Source organism: Yoonia rosea (genome assembly GCF_900156505.1).
Classification (GTDB): Bacteria; Pseudomonadota; Alphaproteobacteria; order Rhodobacterales; family Rhodobacteraceae; genus Yoonia; species Yoonia rosea.
In genome coordinates this window covers 738,910-762,370 of sequence record NZ_FTPR01000001.1, presented here as the reverse complement: position 1 = coordinate 762,370, position 23,461 = coordinate 738,910, and the positions used below count along the sequence as shown (strand labels likewise).

At 58.0% G+C, this 23,461-nt stretch carries 26 protein-coding genes; 11 read left to right on the top strand and 15 right to left on the bottom strand.

The window, feature by feature from the left end; translation table 11 throughout:
- Position 1 precedes the first annotated feature (1 nt).
- Positions 2-448, top strand: coding sequence for an iron-sulfur cluster assembly scaffold protein (locus tag B0B09_RS03660; protein ID WP_055293388.1), 447 nt, complete (start codon positions 2-4; stop codon positions 446-448).
- A gap of 180 nt (positions 449-628) precedes the next feature.
- On the opposite strand, the gene B0B09_RS18150 is transcribed toward B0B09_RS03660, so the two are convergent.
- The 5 genes from B0B09_RS18150 to sciP form a co-directional block, all read right to left on the bottom strand.
- Positions 629-751 (bottom strand): hypothetical protein, encoded by a 123-nt coding sequence (locus tag B0B09_RS18150; protein WP_278247265.1) that lies wholly within the window; start codon positions 749-751, stop codon positions 629-631.
- A gap of 103 nt (positions 752-854) precedes the next feature.
- Positions 855-2,945, bottom strand: a complete 2,091-nt coding sequence (recG, locus tag B0B09_RS03655) for an ATP-dependent DNA helicase RecG (protein ID WP_076658412.1) — start codon at positions 2,943-2,945, stop codon at positions 855-857.
- A complete protein-coding gene (gene ligA, locus B0B09_RS03650) occupies positions 2,942-5,086 on the bottom strand; it encodes an NAD-dependent DNA ligase LigA (protein ID WP_076658411.1) in 2,145 nt (714 codons plus the stop codon). The genes recG and ligA overlap by 4 nt, the downstream gene beginning before the upstream one ends.
- A 115-nt stretch (positions 5,087-5,201) precedes the next feature.
- A complete protein-coding gene (gene ctrA, locus B0B09_RS03645) occupies positions 5,202-5,915 on the bottom strand; it encodes a response regulator transcription factor CtrA (RefSeq protein WP_055292785.1) in 714 nt (237 codons plus the stop codon).
- A 91-nt stretch (positions 5,916-6,006) separates the two neighbouring features.
- The gene (gene sciP, locus B0B09_RS03640; protein WP_076658410.1) at positions 6,007-6,285 is read right to left on the bottom strand and encodes a CtrA inhibitor SciP; all 279 of its coding nucleotides are present in this window, start codon (positions 6,283-6,285) and stop codon (positions 6,007-6,009) included.
- 131 nt (positions 6,286-6,416) lie between these two features.
- Here sciP and mnmA point away from each other — a divergent pair, with 131 nt between their 5' ends.
- The 8 genes from mnmA to B0B09_RS03600 all read left to right on the top strand — a co-directional run bounded on the left by mnmA (position 6,417) and on the right by B0B09_RS03600 (position 13,074).
- Positions 6,417-7,556 carry a tRNA 2-thiouridine(34) synthase MnmA gene (mnmA, locus tag B0B09_RS03635; protein WP_076658409.1) on the top strand — a complete coding sequence of 380 codons (1,140 nt, stop codon included), beginning with the start codon at positions 6,417-6,419 and terminating at the stop codon, positions 7,554-7,556.
- A gap of 126 nt (positions 7,557-7,682) precedes the next feature.
- On the top strand, positions 7,683-8,141 hold the full coding sequence (locus tag B0B09_RS03630; RefSeq protein WP_076658408.1) for a YHS domain-containing (seleno)protein: 459 nt from the start codon (positions 7,683-7,685) through the stop codon (positions 8,139-8,141).
- A gap of 52 nt (positions 8,142-8,193) precedes the next feature.
- Positions 8,194-9,057 carry an ATPase gene (locus B0B09_RS03625; RefSeq protein WP_076658407.1) on the top strand — a complete coding sequence of 288 codons (864 nt, stop codon included), beginning with the start codon at positions 8,194-8,196 and terminating at the stop codon, positions 9,055-9,057.
- 37 nt (positions 9,058-9,094) lie between these two features.
- Positions 9,095-10,012, top strand: coding sequence for a homoserine O-acetyltransferase MetA (gene metA / locus B0B09_RS03620; RefSeq protein ID WP_076658406.1), 918 nt, complete (start codon positions 9,095-9,097; stop codon positions 10,010-10,012).
- Positions 10,002-10,988: an alpha/beta fold hydrolase gene (locus tag B0B09_RS03615; RefSeq protein ID WP_076658405.1), complete on the top strand. Its 987-nt coding sequence runs from the start codon at positions 10,002-10,004 to the stop codon at positions 10,986-10,988. The genes metA and B0B09_RS03615 overlap by 11 nt, the downstream gene beginning before the upstream one ends.
- Positions 10,989-11,068: 80 nt before the next feature.
- On the top strand, positions 11,069-11,938 hold the full coding sequence (ppk2, locus tag B0B09_RS03610; RefSeq protein WP_076658404.1) for a polyphosphate kinase 2: 870 nt from the start codon (positions 11,069-11,071) through the stop codon (positions 11,936-11,938).
- Positions 11,931-12,563: a TetR/AcrR family transcriptional regulator gene (locus tag B0B09_RS03605; RefSeq protein WP_076658403.1), complete on the top strand. Its 633-nt coding sequence runs from the start codon at positions 11,931-11,933 to the stop codon at positions 12,561-12,563. The genes ppk2 and B0B09_RS03605 overlap by 8 nt, the downstream gene beginning before the upstream one ends.
- Complete coding sequence (locus B0B09_RS03600; RefSeq protein WP_076658402.1) at positions 12,556-13,074, top strand: acyloxyacyl hydrolase; 519 nt, start codon at positions 12,556-12,558, stop codon at positions 13,072-13,074. Before B0B09_RS03605 ends, B0B09_RS03600 begins: the two co-directional genes overlap by 8 nt.
- Before the next feature lie 385 nt (positions 13,075-13,459).
- Here the strand turns inward: B0B09_RS03600 and B0B09_RS03595 are convergent, their stop codons facing one another.
- The 6 genes from B0B09_RS03595 to B0B09_RS03570 all read right to left on the bottom strand — a co-directional run bounded on the left by B0B09_RS03595 (position 13,460) and on the right by B0B09_RS03570 (position 18,216).
- Positions 13,460-13,915, bottom strand: a complete 456-nt coding sequence (locus B0B09_RS03595) for a RidA family protein (protein WP_207552127.1) — start codon at positions 13,913-13,915, stop codon at positions 13,460-13,462.
- On the bottom strand, positions 13,912-14,559 hold the full coding sequence (locus tag B0B09_RS03590; RefSeq protein WP_076658401.1) for a cysteine hydrolase family protein: 648 nt from the start codon (positions 14,557-14,559) through the stop codon (positions 13,912-13,914). Before B0B09_RS03590 ends, B0B09_RS03595 begins: the two co-directional genes overlap by 4 nt.
- 66 nt (positions 14,560-14,625) lie before the next feature.
- Positions 14,626-15,285: a GntR family transcriptional regulator gene (locus B0B09_RS03585; RefSeq protein WP_076658400.1), complete on the bottom strand. Its 660-nt coding sequence runs from the start codon at positions 15,283-15,285 to the stop codon at positions 14,626-14,628.
- Between the two features lie 402 nt (positions 15,286-15,687).
- On the bottom strand, positions 15,688-16,185 hold the full coding sequence (rpsI, locus tag B0B09_RS03580) for a 30S ribosomal protein S9 (RefSeq protein WP_055292775.1): 498 nt from the start codon (positions 16,183-16,185) through the stop codon (positions 15,688-15,690).
- Entirely contained in the window at positions 16,185-16,646 is a 462-nt protein-coding gene (gene rplM / locus B0B09_RS03575; RefSeq protein ID WP_055292774.1) for a 50S ribosomal protein L13, read from the bottom strand. Before rplM ends, rpsI begins: the two co-directional genes overlap by 1 nt.
- Positions 16,647-16,794: 148 nt before the next feature.
- On the bottom strand, positions 16,795-18,216 hold the full coding sequence (locus tag B0B09_RS03570; protein WP_076658399.1) for an aminotransferase-like domain-containing protein: 1,422 nt from the start codon (positions 18,214-18,216) through the stop codon (positions 16,795-16,797).
- 85 nt (positions 18,217-18,301) lie between these two features.
- On the opposite strand from B0B09_RS03570, the gene B0B09_RS03565 reads away from it, so the two are divergent.
- On the top strand, positions 18,302-18,529 hold the full coding sequence (locus B0B09_RS03565) for a DUF1127 domain-containing protein (RefSeq protein WP_076658398.1): 228 nt from the start codon (positions 18,302-18,304) through the stop codon (positions 18,527-18,529).
- 50 nt (positions 18,530-18,579) lie between these two features.
- Here the strand turns inward: B0B09_RS03565 and B0B09_RS03560 are convergent, their stop codons facing one another.
- The gene (locus B0B09_RS03560) at positions 18,580-18,999 is read right to left on the bottom strand and encodes a PaaI family thioesterase (RefSeq protein ID WP_076658397.1); all 420 of its coding nucleotides are present in this window, start codon (positions 18,997-18,999) and stop codon (positions 18,580-18,582) included.
- Positions 19,000-19,014: 15 nt separating this feature from the next.
- Here B0B09_RS03560 and B0B09_RS03555 point away from each other — a divergent pair, with 15 nt between their 5' ends.
- A complete protein-coding gene (locus B0B09_RS03555) occupies positions 19,015-19,833 on the top strand; it encodes an enoyl-CoA hydratase (RefSeq protein ID WP_278247278.1) in 819 nt (272 codons plus the stop codon).
- Between the two features lie 48 nt (positions 19,834-19,881).
- Here the strand turns inward: B0B09_RS03555 and B0B09_RS03550 are convergent, their stop codons facing one another.
- From B0B09_RS03550 to B0B09_RS03540, 3 genes are all read right to left on the bottom strand, one after another.
- Complete coding sequence (locus tag B0B09_RS03550; protein WP_076658395.1) at positions 19,882-21,351, bottom strand: carboxypeptidase M32; 1,470 nt, start codon at positions 21,349-21,351, stop codon at positions 19,882-19,884.
- 4 nt (positions 21,352-21,355) lie between these two features.
- Entirely contained in the window at positions 21,356-22,492 is a 1,137-nt protein-coding gene (ctaA, locus tag B0B09_RS03545; RefSeq protein WP_076659774.1) for a heme A synthase, read from the bottom strand.
- A 95-nt stretch (positions 22,493-22,587) separates the two neighbouring features.
- The gene (locus B0B09_RS03540; protein ID WP_076658394.1) at positions 22,588-23,328 is read right to left on the bottom strand and encodes an RNA methyltransferase; all 741 of its coding nucleotides are present in this window, start codon (positions 23,326-23,328) and stop codon (positions 22,588-22,590) included.
- Between the last annotated feature and the right edge of the window lie 133 nt (positions 23,329-23,461).

The window sequence follows — 23,461 nt, the reverse complement described above, 5'->3', positions numbered from 1 at the left end:
GATGTCGGCGGAAAACGATCTGATCAAACTCTACTCGGGGCGTATTCTGGCGCTGGCTGCGGATATGCCGCGCACGGCACGGCTGGACCATCCCACAGCGACCGCGAAAAAGCGGGCCCCTTTGTGCGGCTCGACCGTGACCGTTGATCTGGAACTGGCCGATGGTGTGATTACGGGCTACGGGCAGGATGTGAAAGCCTGCGCTTTGGGTCAGGCCGCGGCCGCTGTTGTTGGGGCAAATATCGTCGGGCTGACCCTCGATCAGGTCCAAGCCGGCCGTGATGCGCTTTATGCGATGCTCAAATCAGATGGCCCCGTACCCGCTGCCCCCTTTGGCGATCTTGAGGTGTTGCAGCCTGCCAAAGACTATAAGAACCGCCACGCGTCGATCATGCTTGCCTTTGATGCCACATTGGACGCCCTGCACAGCCAACAGGCCAGCGCATAAAAAAACCGCCGCACATCCGGGCAGATGGCGGCGGCAGGTTTGAAAACGATCACGACCCGATCCAGTATTCCATGGGGAGAGGCAAAACCCCCGCTTTGGATATCAGACAGGCAGGTCATCAAGCATTGCATTCTTGGGACAGGGCAATGTGACAGACCGGGCCGTGATCGCTTCGGCAGGTCAGATCAGCCCGGGCAAGGCCAATCCAACAATCAACATGACCATGAGGGCGGCAACGCCCAACGCATCGGCGACAATCGTGTCGCGTGAACGTGCGATAACGGATTTAATCTCTTCAGCCATTGGTGTGTTCTCCTCATGCTCTGTTGCTACTTTGTTCTCATATCATTAACCACCTGTAAAGAACTTTTATAGAACATTTGAGAACATTTTGTGACTACTGTGGTTAACCCACTGATATTAAACGGATCGCCTTGTCCTGCTCCATCAGCCAAAGGAGCGTTCTGGCGGCCTTGCCACGGGGTGTTTCCAGTTTCGGGTCGTCATTCAGCAGTTTGCGCGCGTCGGTTTGGGCCACTGCCATCTGCCCTGTCTGCCGTTCAAGATCGGCAATTCGGAACCGTGGAATACCGGATTGCGCCGTACCAATCACATCGCCCGCACCGCGCATGGCCAGATCTTCTTCAGAAATCCGGAACCCGTCTTCTGTCTCGCGTAATATCTCAAGCCGGCGTCGCCCGCTTTCACTCAGCGGCGCTTGATAGAGCAACAAACAGGTCGAGGCTGCAGACCCGCGCCCGACCCTGCCCCGCAGTTGGTGCAGTTGCGCCAGACCAAAGCGGTCTGCATGTTCGATCATCATGATCGAGGCGTTGGGCACATTGACACCCACCTCGATGACCGTGGTTGCGACAAGCACCTTGGTATCGCCAGCCACAAACCGCGCCATGGCGGCATCTTTTTCGGACGGTGGCATCTGGCCATGAACCAACCCCACAACACCCTCACCCAAAGCCGCGCGCAATCGCTTGAACCGCTCTTCGGCGGCGGTCATATCAACAACTTCACTTTCTTCGACCAAGGGACACACCCAATAGGCCTGCCGCCCTTGCGCCACCGCATGGCGGAGCTTTTCCACCACCTCGTCCATTCGCGAGGCCGACACCAGCGCGGTTTGAACAGGTGTCCGCCCGGGCGGTTTTTCATCCAGCACGGAGACATCCATATCCCCGTATTGCGCGAGCGCGAGCGAACGCGGAATGGGCGTGGCTGTCATCACCAGCACATCAACGGCCTGCCCCTTGGCGCCAAGTTGCATCCGCTGGGCCACCCCGAAACGGTGCTGTTCGTCAATAATGGCAAGGCGCAAGTCCTTGAAAACGATGTCTTTCTGGAACACCGCATGGGTGCCCACGAGAATATTGATCTCACCCTTCGCAAGGGCGTCAAGCTTGGCCGCGCGCGCGCGCCCCTTGTCGCGCCCTGTCAGGATGTCCAAGGTCACACCTGCGGATTCTGCCAAAGGCCGCAACCCGTCCAGATGCTGGCGGGCCAGAATCTCGGTAGGCGCCATCATCACGCCCTGCCCGCCTGCCTCGACCACAGCCAGCAATGCCATCAACGCAACAAGCGTCTTGCCCGACCCGACATCGCCCTGAAGCAGCCGGTTCATCCGCAACGGCGTGGCCAGATCCGCGACGATTTCAGCGATGGCATGGCTCTGTGCACCGGTTGGTTTGTACGGCAAAGCCTCCAAAACCTTTGTGCTCAGCACGCCTGTTGCCTGCGACGCACGCCCTTTCGCCCGCCGTGTGGCCGCACGCGCCAAGGCCAACGTCAACTGGTGCGCAAAAAGCTCATCATAGGCCAGTCGTTCCCGCGCCAGCGCATGAGGCGACAAATCGGACGTCGATTGCGGGCTATGTGCGGCCTGCATCGCCGCCGCCCAATCCGGCCAGTTCTCACGTGTCTTCAAAGCCGGATCAATCCATTCCGCAAGCTCCGGCAGCAAGGACAGCGCCGAGCGCGTGGCCTTCCACATCGCCTTTTGCGTGATACCGGCGTGCAGCGGATAGACCGGTTCGAATGCCGGAATATCGGCCGCCTCGGCCACAGGCAGCACGTGATCAGGATGGACGATCTGCGCGATCCCGTCAAAAATCTCGACCTTGCCGGATACGACCCGCCTTTGGCCCGTCGGCAATAGCCGCTGCAGATAATCACCGCGCGCGTGAAAAAAGACCAGTTGGAACGAGGTTTCCGCATCTTCGACATGCACACGGTAAGGTCGCCCCCGCGTGCGCGGCGGATGGTGCTCGCCCACCGTCACCTCAACAGTGGCAACAGTGGGGGGCACCACATCGCGAATGCTTGCCCGCCTGTGGCGGTCCACACCTGACGCGGGCAGTGTCATCAGGATATCAAGCGGCTTGGCAATCGCCGCAGCTTCAAGGATTTGCGCCGATTTCGGGCCGATCCCATCAAGCTTCGTCAATTCTGCAAACAGCGGAAAAAGGATTTCGGGCCGCCCGCTCATGCGTCGCCAATCAGGGCAAGCCAGGCGTCTTCGTCCATCGTCTCAACCCCAAGATCAGCCGCTTTCTGCGCCTTTGAGCCCGCGCCGGGCCCTGCGATCAGAATGTCGGTTTTTGCGCTGACCGAGCCGGACACCTTGGCGCCAAGGCTTTCGGCGCGCGCTTTTGCCTCGGCCCGCGTCATACGTTCGAGCGTGCCTGTAAAAACCACGGTCTTGCCCGCAACAGGGCTGTCTGTGGCCCGCGCCTCGGCGTCCTGCACGGAAAGCTCCGCGATCAGGCGGTCAATCGACGCGCGCTCGGCCTCTTGTTGCATCGTCGTCACCAGCGACGTGGCCATCACAGCGCCCACACCGTCGATCCCGATCAGGTCTTCCCAGGCAGCGCCCGCGCCGATTTCTGCGGTGGTCATGGCCTGCTCGAACGCGTCCCAAGACGTGTAGTGGTTGGCCAAAAGGGCCGCGCTGTTTTCGCCCACATGCCGGATCCCGAGCGAGAAAATCACGCGCGCGAGCGAAATTTTGCGTTTCTCGTCAATGGCATCAAAGAGATTGCTGGCGCTTTTCTCACCCCAGCCCTCGCGGTTTTTGAGTTGCTGCACGCCTGTGCCATAGCGCGCACGCAGGGTGAAAATATCGGCAGGTGTGGTGATCCAGCCGTCCGCGTAGAACTGCTCGACCTGCTTGGCGCCAAGCCCCTCGATGTCAAAGGCCGCGCGCGAGACGAAATGCTTGAGCTTTTCCACGGCTTGCGCAGGGCAGATGATGCCGCCGGTGCAACGGCGTACCGCATCACCCTCTTCGCGGATCGCATCCGACCCACATTCGGGACAGGTTTTCGGCATCACATAGGGTACCGCATCTTCAGGGCGGCGGGCCAGATCGACGTCACTGATTTTCGGGATCACGTCACCGGCGCGGTAGACCTGAACCCAGTCACCCACGCGGATGTCACGACCTTCGCGGATCGGTGCGCCGTTTCCGTCGCGCCCTGCAATGTAGTCTTCATTGTGCAGCGTCGCGTTCGACACCACCACGCCACCAACGGTGACGGGTTGCAATCGCGCGACGGGTGACAACGCGCCGGTGCGCCCGACCTGGATGTCGATGGCTTCCAGTCTTGTCCACGCCAGTTCGGCGGGAAACTTATGCGCAATCGCCCAACGGGGGGTCGTTGAACGGAAACCGAGGCGTTTTTGCAGCGCAAGGTCATCAACTTTGTAGACCACACCATCGATGTCGTAGCCAAGCGTCGCGCGCTGCGCCTCGATCGTTTTGTAGTGCTGCAAAAGGGTGTCGGGGCTGTCGCAGCGACGCGTCAACGGGTTTGTGACGAAACCGAAAGACGCCAGTTTTGCGATTGCATCTGATTGCGTGTCGGCCAAAGGCGCCGAGAGTTCACCCCATGCGTAGGCAAAGAAACGCAACGGCCGTGATTTTGTGATCTCAGCGTCAAGTTGCCGCAATGATCCGGCGGCGGCGTTGCGCGGATTTGCGAATTTCTTGCCACCGCTCTCTGCCTGACGTGCGTTGAGTGCGGCAAAGTCATCGTGGCTCATGTAGACTTCACCGCGCACCTCGAGCACGGCGGGCCCGTCGGTGATCTTGCGCGGGATATCGGCAATTGTGCGGGCGTTGGCGGTCACGTTTTCACCCGTTTCGCCATCGCCACGTGTTGCGGCCTGCATCAACACGCCGCTTTCATAGCGCAGCGAAAGCGACAGCCCGTCGATCTTTGGCTCGGCGGTGTAGCGCAATGCGGTGTCCGCATCCAGACCGAGGTATTTGCGAATGCGCGCATCGAATTCGCTCACATCTTCATCCGCAAAAGCATTGCCCAAGGACAACATCCGTACCGCATGGCGGACTTTCCCGAATCCTTCGGCGACTTCGGCACCAACAACATCGCTGGGACTGTCGGTGCGCTTGAGCGACGGAAAATACGCTTCAATCGCGGCGTTTCGTCGTTTTAACGCATCATAATCTGCGTCACTGATCTCGGGTGCGTCATCGCGGTGATAGGCCGTATTTGCCGCCGCAATCTGTTCGGCCAACCACGCCAATTCGGCGCGCGCCTGGGCTGTGGTGAGCTGCGCAACGGGGGTTTGACCTGTTTCCGGATGTTGCGCTGTATCTTGAACCATGCCGGCCTCCCACCCAATGACGCCCCACCGTTGGGGTTACGTCATAATTAGGCGGGCTGCACTGCGGCGTCCAGTGCCGGATGCCCGCAGTCAGAAAGCATGAAAGGTGCGCGTCTTAGGCCCCGATTGCTATCGGTGCATGGGATGTCACAGGGTCCGGATCACGCAGGACATAGCCCCGCCCCCAAACCGTTTCGATATAATTGTCACCGTTGGTGGCCTCGCTCAGCTTTTTGCGCAGTTTGCAGATGAACACATCAATAATCTTGAGTTCGGGCTCATCCATGCCGCCATAGAGGTGATTGAGAAACATCTCTTTCGTCAGGGTTGTGCCCTTCCGCAGGCTCAAGAGTTCAAGCATCTGGTATTCCTTGCCCGTCAGATGCACGGTGCTGCCTTCGACCTCAACCGTTTTGGCATCAAGGTTTACGGCAATCTGCCCTGTTTTGATGATGGATTGCGCGTGTCCTTTGGACCGCCGGATAATTGCATGAATACGCGCCACGAGTTCTTCGCGGTGGAAGGGTTTGGTCAGATAGTCATCTGCCCCAAAACCAAAGCCTTTTAGCTTGCTTTCTGTCCCATCGTCCCCTGAAAGGATCAATATAGGCGTATCAATACGGCTCAACCGAAGCTGGCGCAAAACCTCGTGCCCGTTCATGTCGGGCAGATTGATGTCCAGAAGAATCAGGTCATAATCATAAAGCTTTGCAAGATCGATCCCTTCCTCCCCCATATCTGTTGCGTACACATTCAGATTGGCGTGGGTCAGCATCAGCTCGATGCTTTTGGACGTTGTGGGGTCGTCTTCAACCAGCAATACTCGCATGGCAGTTCTCCGCTATGAGTTCGGTAGCCTTCAATTAAACCAATAAAGGTTAATTAGCCGTTACCCCCAACGTACCTTTACCAAAAACAACCTATAGTTGTCTATAGCGTTGTAATGCTGTGGCCTTCAACGCCGCTTCGCCGTGCTGATCCACCGCCTTCTCCCACTCTGAAAACTCGTCTTCTGAAAGCGCGTAAGTTTCCAACGCTTCTTTCCGTGTGATCAGCCCCCCGCCGACGGCCCGCACAACCGCGGCCTTGCGTGACGCAACCCAGCGTCTTGTTTTCTGACTGGGCAGGTCCGCCCGCGTCATGATTGTTCCATCAGACAAGGTCACTGATCTTGGTCCTTCAATCTTACGTAAGTACATATTTGCACCCCTTTGTGTCACTCCGGGGGTAAATATCCGGTGAAGGGTTTAATGAGTGGTATAGGGGGGCCTTGAGAGTGTATCGCATTTTCCTATATTTATCTCTGTAAACGAAGCTTCCGGAACACCCTATGTCACTTGATTCGCCGCTTAATTCGCTCGGCTTTGCCAAGCCGCCCGCACAGACGCGCGTGGTTGTTGCCATGTCCGGCGGCGTCGACAGCTCTGTCGTGGCCGCCAAACTGGCCGAAGAGGGCTATGATGTGGTGGGTGTGACCCTGCAACTTTATGACCATGGCGCGGCCTTGGCCAAAAAGGGTGCGTGCTGTGCGGGCCGCGATATCCATGACGCACGCCGTGTGGCCGAAGAAATGGGTTTCCCGCATTACGTGCTGGATTACGAGAATACCTTCCGCGAAGCGGTGATGGACGAATTCGCCGATAGCTATCTGGGCGGTGCCACCCCCGTGCCCTGCATTCGCTGCAACGAACGGGTGAAATTCAAGGACCTGTTGGAAACCGCAAAGGACCTTGACGCCGATTGCATGGCGACCGGTCATTATATCCAGCGCAAAATGGGCGCTGAAGGGGCCGAGCTTCATTCCGCCGCGGATCCGACCAAGGACCAGAGCTATTTCCTTTTTTCCACCACGCAAGAGCAGCTGGATTACCTGCGCTTCCCGCTGGGCCATCATGCATCCAAAGAAGAAACCCGCGCGCTGGCGGGCAAATACGGGCTGAGCGTGGCGGATAAACCCGACAGTCAGGATATCTGCTTTGTGCCCAATGGTGATTACGCGGCGGTGATCGAGAAACTGCGCCCCGGTGCTGCGGCGCCGGGTGACATTGTGGACACCGAAGGCCGCGTGCTGGGCACCCATAAGGGTGTCATACACTACACCATCGGCCAGCGGCGTGGTCTGGGGATCGGCGGGCTGGCTGATCCGCTCTATGTCGTCAAACTTGATGTCGACAAAAAGCAGGTCGTTGTGGGACCCAAAGACCTTCTGGCCACCCGCCGCGTGCCGATCCGCGAAATCAACTGGATCGGCGGCGGTAACCTGACGGATATGGGCGAGCGCCCGATCGCGGTGCGCGTGCGCTCCACCCGTCCGCCAACGGATGCTGTATTGCGCCCGATCTCCGAGACGGAAGCCGAGGTTGAATTGCTGGTCGCCGAGCAAGGGGTCTCGCCCGGGCAGGCCTGCGTGTTCTATGACCCTGATAGCACACGGGTGCTGGGTGGCGGCTGGATCTGGCGCGGCGCATAAGGCGCCCACATCACACATAGCGCGTTTTGCAACGAAAGGTCACATGTCTGTGTGCCCTCTAGCTTTTGCGCGGCAACATGCCCCTATTGGGATCAGAAATGCCAGTCCAGCACGAGGAGACCCGCAATGACGATCACACGACGCCACCTTTTGACGGCAGCCATCGCTGCACCCGCTTTCGCCGCCTTTGCCCCCCGCGCCATGGCCGCCACGCCTGAGGTTTACGCCGAGAACGGGATCGCCGTGGATGGGTCCGATGTTGTCGGCTACTTCACCCAAGGCGCCCCCGTTGCGGGCAATCCCGAGATCACGTTTGACTATATGGGTGCGACATGGCTGTTCGCATCGACCGAGAACCGCGATGCCTTTGCCGCCGACCCTGCCCGCTATGCGCCGCAATACGGCGGTTATTGCGCCTATGCGGTCAGCCAAGGCTACACAGCGCCAACTGTGCCCGAGGCGTGGTCGATCGTGGACGACAAGCTTTACCTAAATTTCTCAACCAGCGTGCGCCGCCGTTGGGAACGCGATATTCCGGGTCATATTGCCTCCGCAAACGCAAATTGGCCCAGCGTCTTGGGGTGAGAGCCGTAAAAACCGCTGGAAAATGCGCTAACCTGCCGCTACCCCTTGCGGCATGATTTACACATCCGCATCCGAGTGGCGCAACGCCCCGCAAAAACGCGTTCTGCTGTTTGCCATGTCCGGCCTCGGCAAGACGTATCTGTCCAACATGCTGCGCAGCACAGGCGACTGGTTTCACTACTCGATCGATTACCGTATCGGGACGCGGTACATGGGCGAGCTGATCGCGGATAACGCCAAGCGCGAAGCCATGAAGGTGCCGTTCCTGCGTGATCTTCTGCGCTCGGACAGCATCTATATCGGCTCGAACATCTCGTTCAACGATCTGCGGCCGATGTCGTCCTATCTGGGCAAACCGGGTGATCCTGCCTTCGGCGGCCTGCCCTGGGATGAATACACCCGCCGTCAGGACCAGTTTCAGCAGGCTGAAATCGCGGCACTGCATGATACGGGGCATTTCATCGAACGTTCCAGCAGGCTTTACCAGTACCCGCATTTTGTTTGCGACACGGGCGGGTCCATCTGTGAATGGGTCGATGTGAATGATCCGGATGATCCGATCATGACCGATCTGGCCGCCAAGACACTGATGGTCTGGATCAAAGGCACCGACGAGCATACCGCCGAACTGATCCGGCGCTTTGATCGCGAACCCAAGCCGATGTCCTATGATCCCGCCTTTCTGTTAGCGACATGGAACGCCTATCTGGATGAGTTCAACGTGGCCCCTGACAAGGTAAACCCCGATGATTTCATCCGCTGGGCCTTTGCCAAGGCACTGGCGCACCGCCAGCCGCGCTATCAGGCGATGGCGGACAAATGGGGCATCACCGTACCGCAACATGCCGTTGAGAAGGTCAAAGATACGGAGGGCTTTGTTGGCATGATCGCTGACGCCCTTGAGATGCGCGGCTAAGCCGCCTATCTCTGCCGTCTTATCTTGGATGTGAACAATGCCTATTAAACTGCCCAGTGCCCTGCCCGCCTATAACGTTCTGTCGAACGAAGGCGTTATGGTGCTTGATGAAGATACAGCGTCCCGTCAGGACATCCGCCCGCTGCGGATTGCCTTGCTGAACCTGATGCCCAAAAAGATCCAGACCGAGAACCAGTTCGCACGCCTGATCGGGGCCACCCCTTTGCAGATTGAGCTGTCACTGGTGCGGATGACGGAACACCAGACCAAGAACACCGCCGCCGAGCATATGGAAGAGTTCTATCGCCCGTTTTCAGAGGTGAAAGACGAAAAATACGACGGTCTGATCATCACAGGCGCGCCGATTGAACACCTGCCTTTCGCGGACGTGACCTATTGGGACGAGCTGACCGAGGTCTTCGACTGGACCCAAACCAATGTGCATTCCACCTTTGGCGTGTGCTGGGGTGGCATGGCGATGATCAATTATTTCCACGGTGTGCAGAAACACCTTTTGGATCACAAAGCCTTCGGCTGTTTCCGGCACCATGTCACCGACCCCGCCTCACCCTATTTGCGCGGGTTTTCGGATGATTGCGTGATCCCAGTCAGCCGCTGGACAGAGATGCGTCAGGATGAAATTGATGCAGCGGGTGGGCTGAAGACGCTGATTACCAGCGATGACGCGGGCCCTGCCCTTGTCGAGGACCCGGCACACCGTGCGCTTTATATTTTCAATCACTTCGAGTACGACAGCGGCACGCTCAAGCAGGAATATGACCGCGATATCAGCAATGGTACGCCGATTAACGTGCCGATGAATTACTATCCGGGTGATGACCCGACGAAACAACCTCAGAACAGGTGGAGAAGTCACGCACATCTCCTATATGGAAACTGGATAAACGAAATTTACCAGACCACCCATTTTGAGTTGGATAAAATTGGCAGTTAAAACCCTTTCCGTCATTCTCGGTGTCACAGCGCTGGCAACCACCGTGATTTCACAGTACCGCGCCGCGCAGGCAACCACGCAATACCCGCCACTGGGTCAGTTCGTCGATGTGACGGGCGGTCAGGTGCATTATGTGCAAGACGGCAGCGGGCCGCATCTGGTCCTGTTGCATGGCGCGGGTGGCAACCTGCGCGAATGGACCTTTGATCTGATGAACCGTCTGACAGATCGCTATACTGTCACGGCCTTTGATCGCCCCGGTCTGGGGTATACCGACAGGGTGCCCGGCATCGCCACTGGGCTGACCGCGACCGAAGGTGACAGCCCGCAGGCGCAAGCGGCCATGCTGCGCGAAGCCGCAGAAAAGATCGGCATCACAGATCCGATTGTGGCAGGACACAGCTTTGGTGGCATCGTTTCTTATGCATGGGCGGTGGCTGGTCTGGATCAAGACAGCCCCGCGAATGCATCGGCAATCGTGTCATTTGCCGGCGTCACCATGCCGTGGCCGGGCGGGCTGGACAGATACTATACCGTCAATGGCAGCGCCTTTGGCGGTGTCGTGACGATCCCTGCAATTTCCGCCTTTGTGCCGCCTTCGGTGGTGGATAGCAGCATCGAAGCGACCTTTGCCCCGCAAAGCGCGCCTGCAGGCTATGCAGACTACATCGGCGCCGGGCTGACGCTGCGGCCATCCAGCATGCGCGCCAATACGCGGCAGGTAAACACATCGCGCCCGCATGTCGTGCAACTCTCCCAGCGGTATCCGGAGCTGACGCTGCCGATCGAGATTCTGCATGGCGAGGAAGACACGACCGTCCCGATCCACATTCATGCCGAAGAGATCGCGAAAATCGTCCCGCAAGTGAACACAACCCGCCTGCCCGGCGTGGGTCATATGCCACACCATGCGGACCCGCTTGCCGCGATCAGCGCAATTGACCGCGCAGCACAGCGCGCGGGCCTGCAACCTTAGTCTCTCTTGGCGTTGAAAGCCGAATTGCGCTTCCAGATACAAACCCCCATATATGGTGTGCGAGGTTTGGGAGAATTTTCATGGATTTACCTTTTGATGGCGGGATCAGCCGCTATTTCACTGAAGATGCCCCTGCCGACGTGCGTGACGCAGTAAAAGCAGCGGGCAAGGGTGACATTATCAACCCGGCATACCCCTATCAGGACCGCTGGAAGCGCAGTGAATACGAGGCCGAGCTGGCCGCCCTGCAAATCGAACTGGTCCGGATGCAGGCATGGGCGCGCGAAACCGGACGCCGCATCGCAGTGGTTTTCGAAGGGCGTGACGCAGCCGGAAAAGGTGGCACAATCAAACGCTTGCGCGAGAACCTTAATCCGCGTGGCGCAAAACTGGTCGCTCTGTCCAAGCCCACCGATGTGGAGGCCGCGCAGTGGTATTTCCAACGCTACATCGCCCATCTGCCCGCGAAAGGTGAAATCACGATCTTTGACCGCAGCTGGTACAATCGCGGCGTCGTTGAACATGTTTTCGGCTTTTGCACGCCGGAACAGCGTGAACGCTGGTTTGCGCAGGTTCCCGAGTTTGAAGACATGCTGGTCCATGAAGGGATCACACTGGTCAAAATCTGGCTCAATGTCGGACGTGCCACACAGCTCAAACGCTTTCTGGACCGCGAGAAAGACCCGCTGAAGCAATGGAAGCTCAGCTGGATAGACGTCGAAGGCCTGAGCAAATGGGACGCCTATACCGCCGCAATCGCGGAGACGCTTGAGCGCACCCATACCGCGCATGCACCATGGACGATTGTGCGCTCAGACGACAAGCGCCGCGCGCGCGTGCAGGTGATCCGGCATCTGTTGGGCCAGCTTGATTACCCGATGAAGGATGAAACTGCCGTCACCCCCACAGATGACAAGATCCTTGGGGGGCCTGACCTCTGGCATGGCTAAACGCGGGTATCATCACGGCAATCTGCGCGAGGCGCTGATCGACGGCTGTCTGACGCTGATCGAAAAGCGTGGCCCGACGGGGTTTACCCTGTCCGAGGCGGCGCGCGAGGCCGGTGTGACCCCAGCCGCCGTCTACCGCCATTTTGAGGGCCGCGAGGATCTGATCGCGGCGGCAGCGCTGCAAGGCTACGAGATGTTCGGTGACCTGATGGAATACGCTTATGGCGACGGCCAGCCATCGGCGCTCAAGGCATTCGAGGCCACGGGACGCGCCTATCTGGCCTTTGCGCGCAAATATCCCGGCCACTATATCGCGATGTTCGAGAGCGGCATTTCGATCAACCGCTCATCAGAGCTGCACGCCGTCGCCACCCGCGCGATGGGCGTTCTGGAAAAAGCGGCTGAACAGCTCTCGCAACATATTCCGGCCGAAAAGCGCCCCCCACCCCAGATGTTCAGTGCCCATATCTGGGCGCTATCGCATGGCGTGGTCGAGCTTTTCGCCCGCTCCAACCCCGGCACCAAAAGCCCGTTTCCGCCTGAAGACCTGCTTGAGACAGGGATCGGGATTTATCTGCGCGGGCTTGGCCTGATCGCACCTGACAGTGAGGACCCCAATGGCTGATAGTACGTTCGCCTGGATTTTTATCATCGTAAGCGCCACAGACACCTACCTGAACGACTGCCAGAGCGATTGCTTTCAGCAAAGCGAGGCACCGGCGCGCATCCATGTGCAATATGGCGATACGTACTTTCAGGAAGAGGTAATCGGCGATGAGGTGTTCATCAGCTACGACCTCCCCAAGCGCATTGGCGCGGTGCAACCGACTGTGGGTGCAAGCCTGACGAGCAACAACGATCTTTGGCTGGGTGCCGGTGCCAAATGGTCCAGCGAACGCATCAGCGACAGCCCGATCTTTATCGAAGCCTCACTCATGCCCGGTCTCTATATACAAGACGAGGGCCCCGATCTGGGTTTTCCGCTCCAATGGCGCGGATCAGTCGGCGCTGGTGTCAAATTCGGTGACATGGGCAGCCTTTCGGTGTTTCTTGATCACCGCTCGAACGCCGATCTGTCCGAAGTGAACCCGGGGTTAGAGACTGTTGGGGTCAGGCTGTCCTATCAGTTCGACTAGCTGTGATGAGAGCACAAGCATGCGGATCGGTTATTGCGACGACGACGTAGGATCCACTTTGACCGACATTGCTTTCAGCCTGAACGGCGGAAATGCGCAGGGATAGAGCTTTGCAGAGTAGCGAACTTTGAGCGACCATTCGGTCAATTTCGGCCTAACGCTACCGTTGATGCATCTTGCAGCGAACGGCAGCTGTGAGCCCATAGTCACCGATGCTGCGTTTTGCACGGAAGGCCTCTTTCACAAGTGATCCAAAAGCGTTCGACAGCCATTTGCGTTTTGAACGGCGTTAGTGGGAAGAGCAAAAAGTTGATTTGTTTAGGTTTCAAGAATGACGGTTTTGGTCCCATTCAAAATGAACAGCACCGATAGTTTCTGCAAAAATCTACTCTGATGGTAGCACCGCTATTCCATCGATCTCGATCAATGCACCGGGATGGAAAAGGGACGCAACGCCGATTAGGGCGGATGCTGGTGGGACATCAGTTTTGATCCATTTGTTGCGCAACTCACGCATGACGTCCAACTGGGTTGGGTCATAATCCTTGATGTAGAATGTGACCCGCGCAACGTTGCTCCAATCGGCACCGGCCGCTTCGAGCGTCGCTGTGAAATTGGCAAAGGCTTGGTCGGCTTGCGCCAGAAGGCCGCCGTCAACAAGCCCTTCTGGGCCCATAGGCACCTGACCTGAAATGTAGAGCGTCCGGCCACTTTCGACCAAAACGGCCTGTGATACGCCAGGGATGTCGACGAAGGGGGGATTGATCGGGGTCATGGAAGTCTCTGCTGTTGTGATGATGGGGAAGAGGGAAAGGCTGAAGGCCCAAACGATTGATTTCATGCACTTAGTTCCTGAAATGTTGAGAGAAGGGATTGAAGGTTCGCATTTGACAAGGCCTTGCCAAAGTGCGGCACGACATCGTCAAGCACGTGCTTGCGCTGTGCGGAATTGAATGCGGCGGTGGCGTCTTGCGCCACATAGCTGAAGTATCCAAGGTCATGGGCAGCCCGTAGGGAGCTTTCGACGCAGACATGTAGGGCGAAACCGGCAAGGATCACGGTATCAATCGCGTTGTTACGCAACCAGATGTCCAGATTTGATCCTGCAAAGGCTGAACCACCGACCCGGCCACGGACAACGAACTCACCGGTGCGAGGTGTAAACCCGGGCGCAAATTCGCTCGCAGGTGACGCGCTCGGGAAAGTCCCAAATTGCTTTATGGCACCACGCAATCCAAAGCCGCCTGCGCCCATTTCCGGGTGGCCCTCGGCAAACCGCAGTCCAACATGCGCAACAGACATCTGTGCGTCCCGCGCAAGTTGCAAAAGGGTCAAAGCGCCTTTGGCGGCACGTTCAAATTGCGGACGGTCCTCAATGACGAGCTGTAGCTTGCCATCTGGCGCAAGCCATTCGTTTTGGCATTCGATCAGCACAAGAGCCGTGCGTCCGGGATCAATGTCGTGGTCGAATTGATGTAAAGTCATACCATCTCCTTTCGATGAGATGGTATTTAATAGTATTACATTTTATACTTAATCAAGTCTTTTGTATTACATTTCTGCAGAGCGTTGCATGTGGGCCAAGGCAAATTCGCCAGCCGACAGGACTTGGACACGGGCCGCGTGCGCCGCGCGGTCAGGATCATGCGCGGCGATTGCGTCCACCAAATCGGTGAAAGTCTGGATGCCATGTACATTTGCGGGCATATCGTCGAGCACAGTCGACGGCCAAATGATCGCTGTTCTGCCAAGAAGCTTGCGCATCACAACAGTTGTTTCGTCATTGTCCGAAAGGCGCAAAAGCCAGTCGTAAAAATCTGATTTTGCGGCGAGCAAGGCTTTGCGATCGCCCGATCTCATAGCAGAAGTCACCTTTTCGGCGATAGCTCGCAACGCGATCACATCGCGCCCCGTGGCGGACTGTGCCGCCTGTCGGCTTAGATCAGCCTCTAAAACCCCACGCAGTTGGTAGATGTCCTGCGCATTCTTGGGCGTCAGCTTGGGGACAATCGGACCGCGATTAGGGATGATCTCGATCAGGCCCTCTGCCTCTAGCTGGCGTAAACCTTCTCGCAAAGCAGTCCGCGATGCACCTGTCATTTCACATAGACGACGTTCGACAAGTTTTTCTCCGGGCGCGAAGCGCAGCGCCAAAATTTCTGAGCGTAGGGCCTCGACAACATATTGTCGCACAGGCAAGGCATCAGCCATCTTTGAATCCCCAATAAAGGCTCAATATTGTATTACGTTTTATGGCCTGCAGATCAAGTTTCATAGCCCGCTGAACCCAATAAGATGTTACCAAAAGGGTTCGTTTGTTGAACGACCGCCCGAAGCAGCCATTGACGATAATGAGACCAAGGTCGGCTTTGGTCTCGCAAAGCGGACCTCTATGCCAAGCGCAGCGAAAGGCCGCTTTCCGCCCCTCACTGTCAAATACTGCAAGTGCAACCGTCGACGGATAACGTCCATCTTGGGTTACAAGCAGTCATTTCACCATAAGAAACGAACGGCAAACTTGAACCGCACAGCGGACCTTGGTCCAAATCACGGCCTTCAAACAAAAAAGGGCGGCCCCAAGGACCGCCCTTTCCAATCTCTGCCATCCAGCGATTAACGCTTGGAGAACTGGAAGCTCTTACGGGCTTTTGCTTTACCGTACTTCTTACGCTCAACCACACGGCTGTCGCGTGTCAGGAAGCCGGCGGCCTTCAGCGCGGCACGCAGTGTTGGATCGTAAAGCTGCAGGGCTTTGGACACACCGTGCTTGACCGCACCGGCCTGACCGGACAGACCGCCACCGGCAACAGTTGCCATCACGTCGAACTGGTCAACAACACCGGCAACCTGAAATGGCTGGCGCAGGATCATCTGCAGAACGGGACGCGCGAAATAGGCGTCCATGGCTTTGCCGTTGACTGTGACCTTGCCGGAACCCGGCTTGATCCAGACGCGGGCAACAGCGTCTTTGCGCTTGCCTGTCGCATAGGACCGGCCAAGCGCGTCGCGCACGGGCTCACGTGTGATCGTTGCTTCGACCGCTGCAGCTGGTGCCTCGGCACCTGTTGCAACTTGGCCCAGCTCTTCGAGCGAGTTTACTTGATCGGCCATTATGCAGTCCTCGTGTTCTTTTTGTTCATGGACTTCACGTCCAGAACTTCGGGCTTCTGGGCTTCCATGCCGTGCTCAGCGCCTGCGAAAACGCGCAGGTGTGTCATCTGCTGACGGGACAGTTTGCCACCGGGCAGCATGCGCTGTACGGCTTTCATGATGACGCGCTCGGGGTGCGCACCTTCAAGGATCTCTGCCTTGGTCTTGGACTTGATGCCGCCGGGGTGACCGGTGTGCCAATAGTATTTCTCATCACGCTTGTTACCAGTCATCTGGATTTTCTCGGCGTTGATGACAATCACATTGTCGCCCATATCCATGTGCGGTGTGAAAGAAGGCTTGTGCTTGCCGCGCAAGCGCATTGCGATGATCGAGGCAAGACGACCAAGAACAACGCCCTCAGCGTCGATCAGGATCCATTTCTTGTCGATATCCGCAGGAGTTGCGGTAAAGGTTTTCATATTCCACCAAAAGTTTGGGGTGGCTCGCGCCACGTGTCATTCGATTGGGGCGTTATAAACAGAGCCGGTGCGCAGTCAAGCGCCTTTGACGCGGTAAACTCATGCGTTTTCAATGGGTTAAAATTTAGGTATTATTTTACCCCATCAATTATGTCGCAAGTTGCTCTGCCGGTTGATCAAGCAATGCACGAAGTGCCCCCATCGCCTCGACGAAGGCGTCGTGCGGCATAAGACCATTGATCGCAATACGCACCGCATGAACGGAACGCCCATCGCGCAAGGCAAAGTCTTCGGCAGGTTTGATCAGGACCCCAGACGCCTCGGCCGCGGTACAGAATGCGGTGGCCCGCCACCCTCTGGGCAGTTCAAGCCACAGGAACGGCACGTCCTCTGACCAGTTCAACTGGTATCCCCCCAAGATGTTGACGGCCGCGTGAATGTCTGCGGCCACCCTCTGCTTTACTTGCGCAATGATCTGCGGCAGCTCGGGCGTGGCCAGCACATGCGCGTAAAGGTCCGTGATCATCCGCGAGACACCAAAGGAATGATATGTGGCGGTCCTGACCAGCGCCGGCCCCCACCCTTCGGGCGCAATCGCAAAACCGATACGCAATGCCGCTGTCAGCGTCTTGGCCGGCGAGGACACATACCAGCCCAGCCCGGGCAGCAAAGCACGATAGCTCGGCCCGATCCGCTTTGTTTTCATCAAACGATAGCAATCATCATCAATGATGTGCACGCCATACCGCTGCGCAATCGCCGCAATCTCAACGCGGCGCGCGGGCGATGTGGCCTTGACCGTGGGATTGCAGACCTCGGATGCGGTAAAATAGACCTGCACACTTTTGGATTTGATCGCTTCCTCAAAGGCGGCAACCAGCGGCCCCTCTTCATCCCACGGCAAAGGCACAACATCCGCCCGACACAAAAGCGCCGCCGAGCGAAAACCGCCATAACTCAGCTCGTCAACCGCGATCACGGGATGCGTGCCATGCAGCACCGTTTGTAAAACCATCACGATTGCACTCTGCCCGCCATGGGCCGTGACGATGTCATCAACGGTGAAATGCGCCACACTCTCGGGGACAATCTCGGCCTGAAACGCAAGCCGCGCGGCAAGGTCGGTCTCACGCGTGGGATAACGCAACAGATGCTCGGGGTGAAAGTTACGCGAAAGCGCCTGCATCCCGTCACGCAGCAACTGTGATTGCCCCATATCGGGCACCTTGGGGCTTAACAGGTGCGCGCGGTCCGGCGCATTGCTGGGTCTGTCCAGTATGACAGGTGCCTTGATGGCGGCCTCTGAACCGGTTTTCTGACCCGACACAAAGGTCCCCCGGCCCACACCGGCGATCAAACGCCCCTCATCAATCAAAAGCGAATAGGCCCGCGCCACGGTCCCGGGTGTCACACCCACCCGATAGGCAAGGTCACGCACCGGCGGTAGCTTCTCTCCTGCTGCTAATTGTCCTGATACAATTCCCTCGCGGATCGCCTGTGCGAGCGCTTTGTATTTGGACTTGCCAGCGGTTGAAACTTTCGGCTGCCAAATTGTATCGGATACAATCATTTTATAGACCTTTAGTTTCTTCATTTGTACCAATGCATTGTAGAAATTCTCTGTATTGTGTCAATACAATTTTAGGAGTCGACCCATGTCAAACGCGCTCCATACCGCGCAACTTATGAATCTCACTGCCCGGAAAGACCTGCCAATGGTTGCTGGCCTTGCGGTTAAATTTGCTGTGGTGGTGACACAATGGGACACCCGACGCAAAACCCGCCGCGCATTGAAGGACTTAGAACCACATCTGCTTCATGATATCGGGTTGGACCGCCTCTCTGCGCAGGCAGAAGCCGCCAAGCCGTTCTGGCAGGACTAAACCCCTCCTGCCTTTTCCTGACTGGGCCGCACTGGTTGCGGCCCATTTTTTTATTTTGGCGGAATGGAATAGGTCAGGCTTGCGCGGGCGACAGGGGCCGCCTGCCCCGCGCTGTGGATCAGCACATCGCCAACGGCCAGCACCCGCCCGCATTTCAGCAGCCGCGCCGTGCAGATCAGATCGGCATCGGCGACTGGTTTGCGCATAAAATCGATGCTGCAATTGGTGGTCACCGCCAAGGCAACCGGCCCGATCCGCGATAGGATCGCCAGATAGACAGCCACATCAGCCAGCATAAACATCGTCGGCCCGGATACCGTGCCTCCGGGGCGCAAGTGCTTGTCTTGGACCTTTAAACGCACCGTCAGCTGATCAGCGGCCAGTTCAGTCACCGCGATCTCTCCGGCAACCTGCGGAAAAGCCTCAATCAGAAACGATTGAAGTCCGGGAATATCCATCTTGTGTTCCATATCACCTCGCGCTGCATTACGGTTCACCCAAGCAACACCGAAAGGGACAAGATGACAATCCTGCTTCGCGAAGACACAGGCCATATCGCCACCTTGACGATGAACGCGCCCGAGCGCCTGAATGCCCTTTCGGATGCGATGCTGGCTGCCCTGCACGGGGCGTTTGATCAAATCGCACAGGACAGCAGCATCCGCGCCGTGATCCTGCGGGGATCAGGCAAAGCGTTCTGCGCGGGCCATGACCTCAAGGAAATGCAGGCCGGACGGCAATCGCCCGATGGGGGTGCGGCCTATTTCAAGGACCTCTTCGATCGTTGTGCCGCCATGATGCAGCGGATCCAGTCCATGCCCCAACCTGTCATCGCGCAAGTCCACGGCATCGCCACGGCGGCCGGTTGCCAGCTTGTGGCAACCTGCGATCTGGCCGTGGCGTCGGACGATACGCGTTTTGGCGTCAATGGCGTGAATATCGGCCTCTTCTGTTCCACCCCCATGGTGGCGCTGACCCGGAATATCCACCGCAAAGCTGCTTTCGAGATGCTGACAACGGGCCGCTTTATCAACACCCGCGAGGCACAGGACCTCGGCCTGATCAACCGCGCTGTGCACACCGACGCATTGGAGCGCGACGCCCAAGAGCTTGCGCAGGCGATCGCCAAGAAACTCCCCTCAGCGGTCAAGATCGGCAAACAGGCCTTTTATGCGCAGGCCCAGATGACAACGGCCGAGGCCTACGCCTACACCGGCGATGTCATGGTGCAGAACATGCTGGTCGACGACACCAACGAAGGCATCAATGCCTTTCTGGAAAAACGCGATCCGCAGTGGTCCTAGCCTGCGTTATTACTGGCCCGAAAATATCCCCGCCGGAGGCTCCGACGCCTACAACCGGTAGATCGCGCTGAATTTCTCTTCCAGATAGTCCAGCAAAGGCGCCTCGCTGGGCGCTGTACCGGTTGCATGGGTGATCGTCGCAACCGGCGTGCGCAGCCCGCCATATTGTTGCAGGTTCGCGCGCAGCCAGCCCGTTGCTTTCGATGTATCGCCCCGCGCAAGATCTGCATCCAGATCAGGGACCGCATCACGCAACGCCACATGCAAACAGCCTGCATAGACATTGCCCAACGTGTATGTCGGGAAATAGCCAAAAAGCCCCTCGGACCAATGCACATCCTGCAAGACACCATTCGAGGGCTTATCAACCGCATAGCCGAAATCTGCCAGAAAGCGGTCGTTCCATGCCGCTTCCAGATCAGTCACAGCCAGATCCCCCGCGATCAGCGCACGCTCCAGATCAAAGCGCAGCAACACATGCAGATTATACTGCACCTCGTCGGCTTCGGTGCGGATAAACCCGTCATGCACGCGGTTGACCGTGGCATAGAAGGTCTCTTCATCGGCGACCCCGAAATCACCGAATGCATCGCGCATTTGCCCGTAAAGCCAGCCCGTATAGGCGCGGCTGCGCCCAAGCTGGTTCTCGTAAATCCGGCTTTGGCTTTCGTGCACGCCCATAGATACACCCCGCCCCAAAGGGGTAAGCAAATGCGCGTGGTCAATTCCCTGCTCATAGGCGGCATGGCCGACCTCGTGGATCGTGGAATAGAAGCAGTTGAACGGATCGGTCGGATTGGTCCGCGTCGTGATCCGCACATCAAGGCCGGAGCCTGATGAGAACGGATGCACCGCCTTGTCGATCCGTCCGTTTGCAAGACCGTAGCCAAAGCTGAGGGCGAGCTTTTCCGACAGCGCCAATTGTGCGGCTTCATCAAAGTGTGTGCGCAACGGCGCAGGCACCGGTTTATCCAAAATCGCCGCCCGCAGCGCGACAAGACGCGGGCGCAAGGCCGCGAACATCGCACCCAAGCGCGCGCCGGTGGCACCCGGTTCGTAATCGTCAAGCAGCGCATCATAGGGGTCGGTATTGCCTGCAACGGCAGCCGCTTCCTCACGGCGCAGATCGACGACTTTCTGCAACATCGGCAGGAAGGCGGCCACGTCTTCCTCGGCGCGGGCACGGGCCCAAACGCGGTGCGCAAGCGACGTGGTTTTCGCAAGCTCCGCTGCCAGACGTGCGGGGACTTTCGCAGTGCGCTCATAATCCCGCCGGATGTGGCGCAGGTTGGCGGCGGCCACATCATCGGTGGCTTGCGCTGTCTCCAGCCATTCGCCGATCCGCGGATCAATCCTGCGGGCATGCAGGATATTGGCCATTGCTGCATGTTCTTCCGCGCGCTGGGGTGTGGCGCCGTCAGGCATCATGGTTTCCTGATCCCATCCAAGGCGGCCTGCAATCTGGCTAAGCGCTTCGGTCTCGCGCTGGAACGCCATCAGGTCGGTATATGCACCCATTTTATCAGGCCCCCTTGATGGTTTGTGGTACAGGATACTGCGCCACAAAGCGGCCCCGCAGGATCAACGCCCAGAGGATCACCGCCACCAGTTGATGCACAATCGCAATCTGCCACGGCGCGGAATACATCACCGTCACAATGCCGATCGCGACCTGAAGTGTCATCACCGCCATGATCGCGTTGAAAGTAAACCGCGTGGTGTCATTGGCCGAGCGGCGCGCACGGGTCCAGACGAAGATCGTGTAGGCAAAGAGCGCGTAGCCGACCATCCGGTGCATGAATTGCACAAGACCCGCGTCCTCAAAGAAATTGCGCCAGACCGGGGTCAGTGACAAAGGCTCGGGCGGCAAGAACCCACCGGCCATCAGTGGCCAGTCAGGGAAAGCGCGGCCCGCATCGATGCCCGCGACCAAAGCGCCAAGGATGATTTGCAGGAAGGCAAAACCGACAAGGATCGTGCTCAATCGCGCAAGACCTGCATTCCCACTGCGGCGCGCTTGCAGCAGATCAGCCTGACTGCGGCCCAACTGATAAACGTACCATGCGATGAAACCGAAAATCACGAAGGCCAGCCCAAGATGCGTGGCAAGCCGGTAAGAGGCCACGTCCAGCATCCCCTCTTCCAGGCCTGACGACACCATCCACCAGCCGATAAACCCCTGTAGGCCGCCTAAAGCGCCGATAAACAACAGCTTCGGCGTCCAGCCTGTCGGAATTTTGCGGCTCACGGCGAAAGCCACAAAGCCCACGGCCCAGACCAGCCCGATAAAGCGGCCCAATTGACGGTGGCCCCATTCCCACCAGTAGATCACCTTGAACTCGGCCATGGTCATGCCACGGTTCTGCAACTGGTATTCGGGGATTGCACGGTATTTGTCGAATTCTTCAACCCAGGCGGCCTCGGACATCGGCGGCATGGCCCCCGTCACGGGCTTCCATTCGGTAATCGACAGGCCACTATCGGTCAGACGTGTCAAACCACCGACAACGATCATAACCACAACCAGTCCGAAGAGCGCCATCAACCACGCGCGGATCGCACGACGTGCACCCTGCCCCGCACGGCTGATCCCGCCGGGGGCGGCTGTTTGTTTGGGGGTGTCACCGACATCTTCGAAAATTGTGCGCTTGGTTGCCATCATCGGTCTCCGCTTGGTGTTACCGTTTAACTAGAACCCGTGTGCGGCGACCGCAAGCGTCAGGGTGCCACATGTAAGGTGGATTGAAATCCACCTTACCCCCGCTCTTTCCAGCGCACCATCTGGCGCATCATGCCATGCAGCATCTGCACATCCGCCCGTGTCATCGGCATGCGCGACCACATATTGCGCAGGTTCATCTTCATGTTCTCGGCCTTGTGTTCGGGATAGAAGAACCCCGCCTCCTGCAACCTTTCCTCATAATGATCGGACAGCTTTTCAATCTCGATCTGTTCGGCCCAGTCGCCCACAGCATCCACGCGCGCGGGATCAACCTCAACCGCCTCGCGCCGCCATTCATAGCCTGTCAGCAGAACGCATTGCGCCAGATTGAGCGACGGAAAATCAGGGTTCACCGGCACCGAAATGATCGCATTCGCGCGCGCGATATCATCGTTTTCCATGCCCGACCGTTCGGGGCCGAACATCACAGCGACTTTTTGTCCCTGCGCAATCCGCGCGCGGGCATCCTGCATCGCAGCCTCGGGTGTTAGCACCAGTTTCGTCAGCCCCCGTGGCCGCGCCGTGGTGGCATAGACGTAATCGCAATCGGCAATGGCTGCGGCCGTATCCGCAAAGATCTGCGCCTCATCCAACAGCCGCCCTGCCCCGCTGGCCATCGCCACAGCCTTCTGGTTCGGCCAGCCATCACGCGGGTCAATGATCCGCATGCGGTCCAACCCGAAATTCCACATGCCACGGGCGGCTGCACCAATGTTTTCACCCATCTGGGGACGGATCAGGACGAATGCAGGCTGAGGCTGGGCGCTGGGCATAAGACTTCCTTTGATAAGATCGCCGCCTGATACGCCGCGGGCCTGTGCAAGGCAAGAACCACCGCAGCACGCCCCCCATAGCCAAGCCCGATTTTCCCCGCTAAAAGCCCCTGAAACATCAAATAAATCGGAA